Below are 13509 nucleotides of genomic sequence, written 5' to 3'. Positions count from 1 at the left end.
TGCCTAGGCTATTTGTCCCTGGTTTCTAGAGTGAGTCAGATAAATATTCTGGTCATGTTTCATACAGGTTGATACCACATACCAGGATATGAACTCGCCGATGACTTTGCCACGTGTTTCCTCTGAACGGAAGAAACAGATGGTTTTTCGATTCAATCGCTTGATCAGGTGCGATAGTGTCAGGTTGTTTCTTTCAATATTGTGGGTAAGGCGCTTGCAGCCAACCAGGCTCTTTTCTGACCGTTCCGTGCTGTATGGATGCCAGTCATCAATTGTGATGATTATCAAAACTTAACACCATGCTTAGTTATGAAAGGTTTCACATCTTCATGATGTATATTGATTTTATAGTAAGGACTCCGGAAGCTGCTTTTCTGTTCTTGTCCTGCAATCGTTAAATGCTCAATGATGCCACTTTCGTATTTTTGCCTTAATAATCTTGCAAACTTCGCATAATTCATTGGGTCCTTTGTTTCTTTAGGGTTTTTCATTCCCCAGCGCGTGGCTATCTTTTCATGAACATCTTGATTCATAACGAATGTGCCGTGTTCCATCATCTTTTGCCAATAAATGAGGTCACCTTTTTGCAATTCTTCTATGAGGAAATCAAGCACTAGAGTGCGTTTGCCCTGTGTTGACGGCTGTGTCACCGTGGTTTCCTGAGATGCTTTCTTCCTGGGGCGCCCCCTCTTGCGCTTTGGGGGAGGTGTTTTTGCTTCATCCACTGTATCACTTTCTGTGTCGTCTGCAGTGGCGCAGGGTGCGTCATCAATGTCCTCAATTGCTGCAATTTGCTTGATTTCTTCATCGGTTAATGGCTTGCCTTGTTCCGATAAGGAGCGCTTGAATGCTAATCGCATGGAGAACTTTTTCGGTTGTAACCGCGCGAGATCTTGCTCCGAGGTGCCATCAGCTGGTTCTTCTTCTGTCGCCTGTGATACAGATTCCGTCTCAGTATCGCTTTCCGGAGCTTTGGATATTGTGTGCGTTGGCTGACGGGGTCTTGGATCTTGCAGAGTGAAGGATGGTGCCGTGGGTACAGGCCATGGCTCTTGTCTCCGGACGGCTTCACCAACCCATGTGCCACTAAAATACGATGACATTTGTGCTTGAGGTGTAGCAGGAGAGATGGGGCTGCAATGGGGTTTGTAGGATTGCTCTGTGTTACCTTGCTCCAAACTCTCTTGCTCCGAACTTCCTTGCTCCACGAAAATGGGTATAGGAGTCTGTAGCTGTTGTGATTCCTCGGCGATGGTTGTTTCAACAGTACATGAAGGCGTTGGCTGACTGACAATAGCACTGCTTGCAGGCGAGCCAAAGATCGCTTCAGGGGGTACGGCTTGCAGCGATTCAAGTGAAGAGAGTTCACTACCCGTCACGCCAATTACTGATGATGAAGGTTGTGTGAATCCCTCAGTTAACAGGCTGGGCACAGTGGCAGGAGGAGGCATAGCGGCGCTATCTGTTTTGTATGGGGGAACAGGGGGACATGATACTTCGGGCTGCCAGTGGCTGGAGGTCGATGTTATTGATGAACGGGAGGCTTTGCTGCTCAGGGCCTGAGTCGGTTGATCTGCAAAGGGAGCAGTGGCTAAGCCCCCGGATGCAACTGGTTGACTTTCTAAAGTGGTGAGTAGGGGGGCTTTTCTGATATTTATCTTGGTTTGAATAGTTTCCATTTGAGCTCGGGTCTGATGCTTGGGGGAGACTTTTATGCGATCAAGCTCTGAGGTTGGCACAGCATTGAGTAAATCCTGAAGAATGGTTGTTTGTTCAAGATCTTCAAACTCGCAGGCCATATCAATCGCAGTTTCATCTTTTTCGTTTAGTAATAAAGGGTTTGCGCCAAAATACAGTAAGAGTCTGACCAGTTCCTGAGTCTTTGGAAGATTAATACTGGTGTCACCTAATACGGCTTGCAGAACGGTATAGCCCCTTTTCTGAAGCAGACAAACATCGGTTATTATTTTTCCGTCATCATATTTAGGCAATTCGACAGCGTACTTGTTAATGACATCACCCAGTGAATCCGGGGCAACATCATGCAGTGCTACCAGTATTTCCTGTAACACTTGAATACGGGTGACATCTGTATACCTTTTGTTTTGAAAGAGTGCTTCATGTAACGACGTTTTTCCGATTTCCCGTAACGGTGTCGCGCCAGCTGTTATCAGAGGTTTAATCGCGGACAGTACACCATAGCGTGCAGCATATTTCAGTGGCGTATTACCATACACATCATGTTGGTTCACCCAGGTTATCTGTTGTAGATTCCAGCGCGGGCCCTTTCCATGTCTGACAGTAGCGAGTTGGTTCAGGCGACATAGGTATTCTATCAGTGCCTGATTGCTTTCCGCGTCATACGTGTCCACAGGATGTGAGCAGGATTGCCGAATGGCTGCTGACAGGTTGCACTCATTTTCACCGCTCTTATCCAGCCGTGGATCCAGAAAGATCGGTATATCATAGGAATCTACGGAAGTTGGTTCGACGTAGACAGGGTCGATACCAAAGAGGTTTCGCTGTGGCAGTGGAATGTTGGGCGTAACATCACTGCCTGTCGCTTGACTGAAATAGGATGGCTGGGTGGTTGATATAGGGGGAGCGCTGGTCATCCATGATTGAACTGCAGTGGTGATCGCTGTAGGAAGGGGATGTTGTGCCATAAATACTCCGTTACTTATCCGTTGATGGCGGCTACCCGGTATAAAGTGATGTTTTTGATTGTGCTTAACCGATATTCCACGAAAGGCCATTAATGGTTAAGAAAAGAAAAAAGGCGCATTGTTCACTCAAGGCGTCAGGATTGATCGCCAAACGCTAACTATTTCTGCCAGAGTGGGTAACAAAATGCATTAGGTCGAAGAAAGCGTGCCTTAGTGATGTTGATTCAACGTGATCTCTTTATGGTGATATCTGCCTCTCTCCCTCCCTCCCTCCCTCAACTATCCCTGATACATTGCCGACTAGTAAACGTGGTTAGGTTAGCGCTGACGTAGAGATCTTCCGGGTGCGGAAACCCGGCGCGGCTGGACAGGTACACGAACTCACCGCCGCCAGCGCCGATATCCAGCAGTTCACCCCCGGCACAGCCGGCGGCCATCAGGAACTCGACGCGCTGCAGCGCGGTTTTCCCCGCACGGTACACATGCCGGGGTTTGGGCGTGTAGGCCTGCTTGTAATCCACCCGGTAATGGTGGGCGTAATAGGCCGTGAGCGCCTCAGCAGTGGGCAGTGGGGTCTGTTGGACGAGCCCGCACTGTTCACACAGGGCAACCGTGAGGGGTTCCCCGGTCTTGGCGTCTTTGTGGGCGACGGGTGACAGCCTGTTATGGCCGCAGTGTTGGCATGCCATCAGTGATTGAGCCTCTCTGGTGTGATGTCCCATGGGAGAATAAAAATCGCGTAATGGCAGGCAGCGTACGGGGGAAGAATTAAGGGGGAATTAAGAGAGGGGCTTTGAGTGGTTGTGCTGGGCAGAATAGTGACTGCCAGCTCGCAGGTTGCCAATGAGAGTGCAGGGTACATTCCGTAATTTAACTGTCGTTTAGGTCAATACCCTTGCCCTATCAAATGTGGTTACATACACGACGTTTTTTGTACAACCAGTCAACTTCGAGCTACCGAGGCCCATGCTCCGCCAGTCATTTTCAGACTGTGCCACTCCTTCGGGCGGTAGCGTGTCTTGTGTTTGTGAATGGTCAGTTCAACGGCTTTTTGAGTTGAGTGATGCGTAAATCATGCTCAGAGATTTGACTTGAGTTCGCCTATGCAGATTTTATCAGCTTGCATAACGTTATGTTTTATATGTATTTTTTAAGCTTTTTTGGGCTTAGTCTTGTTTTATGCGAACTTGATAAAAAATTATGAAATGCGAACTGGTTGATAAATGATCAAAATGCAGAATCCAGATATATCTTGTTGTTATACCTGATTTTTTATAAAAGACACTTAATAAATAGACAGTATGTTATGCGAACTCGGTTCGTATAAACCTCTGTTACACGCTAAAAACTATATTGTGCCAACTCTCTAGAAAATACGGATAGAACTAACTGCTGATTTCAGTAAAATCTTAAACTATATATATTATCAGTCAAACCTAGGACGATTACCTTGAATACAAATGGAAAGTACTACAATCACTTTTTGGAATCTGCCCAGTTTCCGTATACAAAAGAAGAACAAACTTGCATAGAAAACACCGTATTAAAGCTTAAGAGTATTGATACGTACGGAAGCCACCCTGGAATGCTTCTGGGAAAAATACAGTCAGGAAAGACCAAGACTTTCATGGCGATAATTGGATTAGCTTTTGATAATGGCTATGAAATATCTGTTGTTTTAACAAAAGGCACAAAAGCCTTAGCGACTCAGACACAACTTCGAATAAAGAACGATTTCAAACCATTCATAAATGATGACTGCATTGAAATATATGACATCATGAATATGCCAGAAAAACTAACAAAGTGGGAGCTCAAGAAAAAGATTGTAATAATAGTAAAAAAACAAAAAGATAACTTAAGCAGATTGCAAACATTGTTTTCTGATGAAAAATACCAGGTCTTTTCTAAGAAAACCCTTATAGTTGATGATGAAGCTGATTATGCCAGCGTAGGTTACAATAAGAAAGATGGAGAATTAACACCAAACCTTACCGCAATTGAATTAGATAAGTTAAGGAAAATAGCAAAAGATGTATCATTTCTTCAAGTAACAGCGACACCTTATGCTTTATACTTGCAGCCAAAGGATATAGAAATTGATGGTGTTTTGTTCAAGCCAGTAAGACCATCTTTTACCGAATTAGTACCTGTCAATGAAGCCTACGTCGGTAGCGATTTTTATTTCGATGACTCGGCAGACGAAAATTCGACTGCCTTTTATCTTCATCACAAACTTACCGAAAAAGAATTGCTGGCTTTAAAAAAGAAAGATCGCAGGAAAATAAATCTAGATGATACCCTTAACTCTAACGCTATCCCTGGCCTAAGAATGGCTGTCTCAAATTTCATCATTGGTGCAGCAATTCGTCAACTACAATGCGAACATAATGATTTGCCCCCAAGAAAATTCAGTTTTCTCATTCACACAGAGACAGCTAAATCAGCTCATAGCTGGCAAAAAGAAATTGTTGATGCACTTCATGATTCTTTAATTGAGGAGTCTTGCAAAGACTCTGATTTGTTCACAAATATTGTTACAACTTCATACCTTGATATTAAAAAATCAGTCTTACTTAACAATGATTACCTCCCACCGATTGATGATGTAAAGAAAAGAGTCAAAGAAATATTGGAAGACGAGCAACTTCTAGTAGCGAATGTCAACTCAGAGCAACAAGTTGAATCAATGCTGGATGATAGTGGCCAACTCAAACTTAGAGCTCCACTTAATACCTTTATAGGGGGTCAAATTCTTGATCGTGGAATTACAATCGGGAATCTAATTGGTTTTTTCTATGGAAGAAAACCAAAAAACTTCCAACAAGATACCGTATTACAGCATTGTCGAATGTTTGGGTACAGACCACACGAAGATTTAGCAGTAACTCGCTTTTATACAGAACAATCTATATATACATCAATGAGAAAGATGCATGAGAGTGACATCGCATTAAGAGAGCAGTTTAGTAAAGTTCCTGACCAAGGAGTTGCTTTTATACAAGGGTCTACGAATGGTATTGTAAGGCCATGCAGCCCAAACAAGATAATGCTTTCTAAAACAACAACATTAAAACCATATAAAAGAATAATCCCTGTTGGATTCCAAACTAAGAACAAGACAATAACAAAAAATATCACCAAAAAAATTGATAGGCTTCTTGAGCAAGCTCACCCTAAAGGTCCACAAAAAGAGCCTTTTGAAATCAAAACCGAAATAGCCCTACAAATTATTGACTTAGCAAGTGAAGCTATAGTCATGAGTGAAGATGAAGGTTATACCTTTGATTGGAATGGCTTAAAAAATGCCATTAAGTACATGGTCAACAACTCAACAACTCCTGAAGTGATGCAATGCATGTGGCTAACTGGCCGCAAAAATAATCGCTTGGCGGGAGAAGGGTCGCATACCAAGTATGTTGCAACTCCTGATACTGCAAAAACTGAAGGCCGTCAAGCTCGTAAGCATGGAAAGTCATCTCCTGTTCTTGCTCTATTTAGACAGATAGGTAGTGAAGAATTAAACTGGCGAGGAGCGGAATTTTATTGGCCACTTGTTTACGCAGCAGGTGATATTCCTATTACTATTTACGCTGATGAGACTCACAACTACGACATCTAATACGCGTGTAACAAGTGCATCCAGGTGACGCCTACGGCGCACCTGATGCAGGCGTTATGTGCTTCCAACACTCAAAATAATCCAGTCACCATCGAGAAAACTCTGTGGTAAAATACGCAGAATTTTATTTTGAGAGCTGTAAAATTAAATATCCGCTAATTACAATACTCTTTATTACACTTCTAACAGGTTGTGCTGTACAACATACAAACGTTGGGACTGTACAGAGAATCCCATTTCCAATAGCTGAATATCAACTTCTCTCTAAGGAAGGAACTGCTCAAGTTACAGGGCAGGCTTTTCTAAAAACTAGAGGTGGTGATGTCAAAAAGGCAGCTGGCAATGAGGTTATGCTAAATCCAGTTACAGCGTACAGTAATCAGTGGTATCAAATAGCATATATTCAAAATACACCTCTTTCTGAGCCAGATCCGCAATATAATAATTATATAATTACGACTACAGCGGATGCTGATGGGAAGTTCGCATTCAACAATGTTCCAGCGGGGGAATATTACCTTACAACTCAAGTATTCTGGGAAGCAGCAACAGGCTATCAAGGTGCCTTGCAGCGTCACGGAGGTACTATCTCTAAGAAAATCAGTGTAGTTAAAAGTTCAGTACAAAACTATATCCTCACAAAAAAATAACCCGCACATAACAAAAAATTCCAGCGGACAGTGAACTTCCCCCGTTTTAGTGGACAGCCAAATCACTAAAACGGGGGAAGTTCACGGTCGGCTTAGCAAGGCGTTAATATCCACTGTATTATGAGCAAAATTGAAATCCCACAAGAAATGCTTCATAAGCTTGGTCCTGCCATGGCTATGGATGTTCATTGGATTGATGTAAAACTTAAAAATGGAAAAACCTATTATCGGTTAGTTGTTCGAGGCAGCCGATATATTACAGGATTCCATACTGATAAAGATGGTATTGGCCGCATTCCCTTTTCCAGCAAAGATATAAAAAATATAAGGCGTCAATCTGCTTTTAAATGCTATCCATTCTGGTAAGTCAGTTAGTGCATTGTGCTAAATAAAAAACATAACCATTCATTCGTGTGGGGTTTCAACTCAACACCGAGTAAACTATGTCAAAAATTCATTATTTTCAGAGATATTCGTCTGTAGAAAACACAGTAACAAATAATACGTTGCAGTTGTTTTCAAGGGTTTACCAATATTCACCAGCCAAAGCTTCTATATTTTTGAGTAATTTGATAGATGACTCTGTAGAAATCGGTGTTGAAATTACTCAACAAGTTCGAGACGGAGATTCCATTCCAGATGCGTCAATAATTCAAAGAAGTTTTAAGATTTTAATTGAGTCAAAAGTAGACTCTGGAGTAAGTAAATCACAACTTTTAAGGCATGCATCAAGCTTCAGGCAAGAAGAAATGCAAGTTTTACTATTGCTTACTAAAAGTAGAATTTCTGAATCAGAAGATGAGTCATTAAGAACGAGTGTCAAGAAAGAGCATCCATCTGTCACTTTTAAAAATATCACATATGAGGAGGTATGTAATGCTTGTGATGGTCTATTCCAAGAATACGAATATCAAATGAATGAGTTGGTTTCTGACTACAAAGAATATTGTAATGATGTTGGGTTGTTTGATCAAACTCGAAAAATGTTGAGAATAGTACCTTGTGGTGAAAGTATAAAGATAAATAAACAATATGGTGTTTACTTTCAACCTTCAGATCGAGGTTACTCAAATCATCGATTTATAGGAGTCTACAAGCAGAAAAGAGTACAAGCAATCTGGGAGCTAGACTCCGTTTTTGATGTTAATTTTATTGATGGAAACTTCGATAAAAAATTGGTCAGTGGTCGTGAAACAAATGACTATGATGAAAAAATAATGTCGATCATTGATGCGGCTAAAAGTGAATGTGGTTACGATGTAAGAACTGGCCATAGATTTTTCTGTGGTTCGCCTAAATTGACATCGTTCAAAAAAATATCTAGTGGTGGGATCATGGGTGCTAGGATTCTTAACCTAGATAGTTATATTGAGAAAATTGATACTGCCGAGAATATTGCTGAATTGTTAAAGTTAGTTACATGGAAATAACTGAAGCCTAACAAAAAAAACTGTGAGCGTCTTCGGCAGCGGCTGATGTAGACGTTATACAGCTCTACATGGAGGTAGTAATGAGTAAATAAGGCATTAAGAAAAAAGTCTTTCAATTTAACTTTAGAAATACTATCGAAATCGAAGTAAAGCAATGAATAAGATTAAACTATTTTCAACAGTCGTCTTCGCAATTTTTCTCGCTGGCTGTGCAACTGGCGCGAAAATGGAGAATATGGTTTATTCTGATTTTTCAAATAAGACGTATGCTCCAGAACTTAAGCAGCAAGTGAGTGTCAATGAAGTTGTGGGTGGCGAAGAAACAAACCCAGCTTGGACTTCAGAAATTAGCAATGAAATGTTCAAGTCAGCACTTAAAGAATCTCTAGAGATGCAAGGGCTTTATGCTGAAGAAGGAAAATATGTTTTAACAGCAGATCTGATAGAGGTTGATCAACCAATGTTTGGTCTGGACTTTACTGTTACCACACATATTCAATATAAGCTCACTGATACACAGACTAATAACATAGTATTTGAAAAAACAGTCGTTGCACCTTATACAGCAACAGTAAACGATGCGTTTTATGGCGTAGAAAGGTTGCGACTGGCCAATGAAGGATCAGGTAAAGAAAATATCAAAAACCTGCTTTCTGAGCTTGAAAAAATCGATGTGAAGGATATCTCAGTTAACTAATCACCACCGTATAACGAGACTGTAGAAAAGCCTTATTTCGTTGATTTTTCAAAACACTTGATTAAAAAATAATCAGAAAATGGCGATTCTATGTGAAATCTGAGACTTTATTCGGCTCAAAAAGTGTTTCATAAAGCTCTCCGTACATGCCTCTTTGGACTTTTGTTCTTTTTCTACAGACTCGTTAGGAATCAAAACAGGTTTAAAATGGAAAGTAGTAGTAATTTTATATCGTTGGTTATTGGTATTGTTAGCAGTCTAATGGCCACTGCGTTATTTATTGGATTCTCAGAGTTTGTACGGAAAGTCGTAATTCCATGGGGTAAAGATAAGCTGTACAACGGTGTGCGTGTAGACGGCGATTGGACACATGACATAGATAAAAGTAAGTACAAAATTGAAGCTCAAATGTCACTTAGGCAATGGGGAAATCAAGTGGAAGGTTCATATCATCATAAGGTTTCGAACCGACAAGAAAACTATAAAGTTTCTGGCACTGTAAGTAACCAATTTGTTCTACTTAACTTTACTCCAATATCAGATAAGCGTATGGACGTTGCTGTAGCCCTTTTGCATATCGATGAAGCTGATGATCATGGGAAGCTTGAGTTAGTAGGTAAGATGTTGAATAAATCTGGAAGCTCCAAGGTGAACATCATAGATTACCTAGTATTTAAGCATGATTCCTAACAAGAAATTTAAGAGTGATTTGAACTTCCCCCGTTTTAGTTGACAACAGAATCACTAAGCTTTCGGTAAATTCTCTAATGCAAGCGTCAGCTCTTTGAGGATGTATGCGCAATAAACTAATCCTTTCTCTTGTTTTTGTTCTAACGGCATTATCTATTGTAATGCTGGTCCTATCTCAAAAAATGCAAAGTGAAATTGATGATCTCAAGGTGGAAAAAGACTCTAGTCGTTATTATGTTGAGATGTCAGCTCAATATCAAAGTGAAGCAATTCAAAATTTGTCTAATTCGAGAATCATCTCAATTTTACTTAATATTGAGTTTTACAGAGGCTTAGATGCGTTTGGTGAACTAGAAAAATATCTTGCAAGCGAACAAGGAAATGTGCTTCGTTTGTTAGGGGATTCTGTTTTAACTCTTGAAGCCGCCGCGACACGCGAGGCAGCAAGTAGTGAGCTAGTTGCTAATATTACGTCCCTTTATAATGCAGGAGATATTGATGGTTTATTTGCTTTATATGAGATGAAGATGGCTAATGCACTCCAAAAATACGACGACTGGAACAAAAAAGTGATCAGCATTACTGACTCGCTAAGTGAGCTTTCACGTAAAGAATCACTCTATCGACATTTATCAATTATGTTTCAGTTGCTTGCTGTATTATTCATGTTTTTTAAAGATTTAAATTCTTCAAATTCAAAGTTGAGCTAACTCTTCCTCAGTCATTTTTTTATGAGATCTTGTGGCCGTTAGTTTGTCTTAGTGACTGCGCTAATATAAGTTGTCCTTTATGTCTCCAAATATGTGTCAATGTGAGCAAAGGCTTATGTTTTTTGAATTTTAGTAAGTCAATAATCAAGACCTGTCACCAAATCGCATTATCATCATTCCATGAAATCCAAAACCTACCGACTCGATCGCTTCATCAGTAAACACAGTGCTTTTTCGATGTCGGATACCCGTTATCTGGTTGCGCAAAAACGGATTCTGTTAGATGGGCATCTGGCGCATTCCGTTCAGCAGACCGTGACTGAATTCACCCATGTCGTACTGGATGGTCACTGCTTAAAGGATAAACAGCCCGTCTATCTCATGCTGAACAAACCCAAAGGGGTTGTCAGTGCCACGAAAGACACTCAGCACACCACCGTGCTGGATATGATTCAGCACCCTCAGAAGCACGAACTCCACATTGTGGGTCGGCTGGATTTGAATACCACGGGGCTGGTGCTATTGACCAACGATGGTGCATGGTCCCGCAAGGTCAGTTTACCCGAGACCAAGCTCGCCAAGACCTATGAGGTGACATTGGCTAAGCCATTAACGGATGAGTATATTGCGGTCTTTCGGGAAGGCATCTATTTCGCGTACGAAAACATTACCACTCAGCCCGCCTGTTTAGAGATTCTCTCCCGCTACACCGCCAGGCTTTCGATTATTGAAGGCAAGTATCATCAGGTGAAACGCATGTTTGGCTTTTTTCGAAATCAGGTAGTGGCGCTTCACCGGGTCTCTGTGGGGCATATCGCCCTGGGTGATCTTGAGCAGGGCAAGAGCCGGTTGCTGACCATGGAAGAGACTCAGATACATCAGATGCATTGAATGCCTGAGGGATAGGGGCAGGTTTGGAAGGCTAGTGAAGTTTGTAAACGTTGAGACCGGTCACCCAAGCGATAACCCCGGATGCGGTTGATCATATTGCAGAGAATAGGCGCTAAAAAAGAATATTATAAGTAAAGTATTGGTCTTTCATAAGTAAATTATAAGTTTATCTGGTGTTTTTAAATCGGCTTTCACCAAATCATAGCGTTGAGCCTGATTTTTGTCTGTATTAACAGCCGGGAATACGCGAAAAGCTGCCGGGTTTGGAATTTGCATAAAATGAATGTTCAATTAATATTAATAAAAACAGCTAGATAAGAAGTAGCAATAAGAAAACTATAAGTAAAACAGTTGTTTTGCGATTCTGAAAAAGCCGGTATGAATGAATTCTGCAGTTCACAATCAATGAGAAACAAGATGCAGACGCTGGATGCTGATATAGAGAAGATTTTGTTCCCGGAGGGGAGCCCCGCAAAGCACCCTTATTCCAGGGAACTGGTAGCGCTGAATGAACAGCAAGGCAGAACCCTGAGTGAAATGGCAAGTGCTACAGGCGTCAGTCAGCCGTTCATAAGCCAGATCAAGGCAGGGAAAGGCAAACTCAAAGATGAGCATGCCCAGATCCTTATCCGGATGCTGTATCCGAAAGCGCCAGGGGATCAATTTTCAGCCTACCCCATTCTCAAGGCCATGACCCCGAGCCTGCCTGACAACTGGGAACAACAGGTACTCATGGAAGGCTTGCGAGCCGTATCCGAGCATGATTCCGAAGGCCGTTATCCCACGGGGGAAGTCGGTTTCAATGAGGTTCTTAGTGAGCACAGCAACGTACTGGAACTGATTGATTCTGATGGCAGCCCCAAAAAGCAGCATGGTCTGGGGTTCAGTAGCCAGGCTCAGATTGAAGGAAGCAATCAGTCGGTTATCACGCAATTGGAAGATGCCCTGGCGACTTACCATGAAGAAGTGACCAAGCTTGAGCGTGAAGAAAGTCTGGAAGCCGAAAGGCTGGAACGTGCGATCGTTGCCACATGGTATAACCTCACCAAAAAGCGGCATGATGATGATCTCACCAAGCTGAAGCTATGCATAGAAGACGTCATTGAGCATAAATTCCAACGTTATGGCTGGTCTCCTGCAATACCCCGTAAACGGCTGACGGATGCCTGCACAAGGGCTCGAGGGCATCTGGAAATGCCTATGATCAAAAACCTCTTTGAATCCGGGCACGATGAAAATGTGGGGGGGAGAAATGACAAGCTCTATGATCCGGAAGCTCACGCCAAACGACTGTTGGCGAAATGCAAAGAACTTCAAGAACAGTTTGACACCAAAAGAAGTGAACATCGGCAACGTTTCCGGTTGACCGGTCACGCAAGCCCGAAGGCATTGCGCCAGTTAACAGACGAAGCGTTTTCAGATCCCCGTGATGCCAATAGCATGGAGGATTGGGGTAAACAGCTTTTTGGTGATGCGGTTATCAGGGTATACAGAAGACCAAACAAGTTTTACGAAATCAATCTCTCAAAAGCCTACAGAATCTGGTCGGAGCGACATCCACGTTTCAGTTATCAGGAAGAGGTCGTGCAGATATGCGGCCCATTAATCCTCCAAAAAGCATTAGCGCATGGCACGCTGATTGTGCATGAACTGCATAGCAGGCAGTTTGTTGTGCTACGGACTATTCAGGATGAGCGCATCAATAAAAAACTGACCATACTCTCCAAACCGTTATCCGTTGAAGGTCTATTCAGCTGCATAAAGGATGAAAGCCTGATGCAGGGTTGGAGTATCGAGCAGTGGGATTCTGTGGCCGATGATTTACAGACGACACTGTTAACCAAAGGTTATCGTGTACCTGGCGTGCGCTCCATCTACTGAAAATTCACTGCGCTACGTGCAAACCCTGTAAAGCGAGCGCATGAAGCAGCCGTGATTTTTAGTTCTTTTCCCCTGTTGCCGAAGATAAAGCGCAACCCTCCCTAGCTTCCCACATCTATTATTTCATCATCATAATCAGAAGCGTCATTAGTTAATTGAGCTGACGAAGTGGATTGGCGGCCGTCTTCTGGTGTAACCCTATCGCTTACCCTATCTTCCGCCTCAACGTGAGAGGTTGATGGATGCGCGATTGATTCTTGGTTCGGATGACT

12 protein-coding genes are annotated in these 13509 nt (G+C 42.3%); 9 read left to right on the top strand and 3 right to left on the bottom strand.

Annotated elements, in window-relative coordinates; genetic code table 11:
- Nucleotides 1–3 precede the first annotated feature (3 nt).
- From KHS78_RS22260 to KHS78_RS07375, 3 genes are all read right to left on the bottom strand, one after another.
- The gene (locus KHS78_RS22260) at nt 4–288 is read right to left on the bottom strand and encodes an IS1 family transposase (RefSeq protein ID WP_211826760.1); all 285 of its coding nucleotides are present in this window, start codon (nt 286–288) and stop codon (nt 4–6) included.
- A complete protein-coding gene (locus tag KHS78_RS07380) occupies nt 285–2666 on the bottom strand; it encodes an ETS domain-containing protein (protein WP_211826758.1) in 2382 nt (793 codons plus the stop codon). The genes KHS78_RS22260 and KHS78_RS07380 overlap by 4 nt, the downstream gene beginning before the upstream one ends.
- 275 nt (nt 2667–2941) lie before the next feature.
- Nucleotides 2942–3355, bottom strand: a complete 414-nt coding sequence (locus tag KHS78_RS07375) for a hypothetical protein (protein WP_211826756.1) — start codon at nt 3353–3355, stop codon at nt 2942–2944.
- A gap of 761 nt (nt 3356–4116) precedes the next feature.
- Here KHS78_RS07375 and KHS78_RS07370 point away from each other — a divergent pair.
- The 9 genes from KHS78_RS07370 to KHS78_RS07330 all read left to right on the top strand — a co-directional run bounded on the left by KHS78_RS07370 (nt 4117) and on the right by KHS78_RS07330 (nt 13237).
- The gene (locus KHS78_RS07370; protein ID WP_211826754.1) at nt 4117–6288 is read left to right on the top strand and encodes a Z1 domain-containing protein; all 2172 of its coding nucleotides are present in this window, start codon (nt 4117–4119) and stop codon (nt 6286–6288) included.
- A 104-nt stretch (nt 6289–6392) separates the two neighbouring features.
- Nucleotides 6393–6938 (top strand): carboxypeptidase regulatory-like domain-containing protein, encoded by a 546-nt coding sequence (locus KHS78_RS07365; RefSeq protein ID WP_211826751.1) that lies wholly within the window; start codon nt 6393–6395, stop codon nt 6936–6938.
- Nucleotides 6939–7058: 120 nt separating this feature from the next.
- Nucleotides 7059–7304, top strand: coding sequence for a hypothetical protein (locus KHS78_RS07360; protein ID WP_211826749.1), 246 nt, complete (start codon nt 7059–7061; stop codon nt 7302–7304).
- Nucleotides 7305–7381: 77 nt separating this feature from the next.
- Nucleotides 7382–8368 carry a hypothetical protein gene (locus KHS78_RS07355; protein ID WP_211826747.1) on the top strand — a complete coding sequence of 329 codons (987 nt, stop codon included), beginning with the start codon at nt 7382–7384 and terminating at the stop codon, nt 8366–8368.
- Nucleotides 8369–8522: 154 nt separating this feature from the next.
- Entirely contained in the window at nt 8523–9065 is a 543-nt protein-coding gene (locus KHS78_RS07350; protein WP_246506209.1) for a hypothetical protein, read from the top strand.
- Nucleotides 9066–9272: 207 nt separating this feature from the next.
- Nucleotides 9273–9755: a hypothetical protein gene (locus KHS78_RS07345; protein WP_211826745.1), complete on the top strand. Its 483-nt coding sequence runs from the start codon at nt 9273–9275 to the stop codon at nt 9753–9755.
- A gap of 104 nt (nt 9756–9859) precedes the next feature.
- Nucleotides 9860–10465, top strand: a complete 606-nt coding sequence (locus KHS78_RS07340; RefSeq protein ID WP_211826743.1) for a hypothetical protein — start codon at nt 9860–9862, stop codon at nt 10463–10465.
- A 180-nt stretch (nt 10466–10645) separates the two neighbouring features.
- Nucleotides 10646–11356, top strand: coding sequence for a pseudouridine synthase (locus KHS78_RS07335; protein ID WP_211826741.1), 711 nt, complete (start codon nt 10646–10648; stop codon nt 11354–11356).
- Between the two features lie 405 nt (nt 11357–11761).
- The gene (locus KHS78_RS07330) at nt 11762–13237 is read left to right on the top strand and encodes a helix-turn-helix domain-containing protein (protein WP_211826738.1); all 1476 of its coding nucleotides are present in this window, start codon (nt 11762–11764) and stop codon (nt 13235–13237) included.
- Nucleotides 13238–13509 lie beyond the last annotated feature (272 nt).

Source organism: Kistimonas asteriae, assembly GCF_018263925.1.
Classification (GTDB): domain Bacteria; phylum Pseudomonadota; class Gammaproteobacteria; order Pseudomonadales; family Endozoicomonadaceae; genus Kistimonas; species Kistimonas asteriae.
This window is presented reverse-complemented; position numbering and strand designations above follow the sequence as displayed.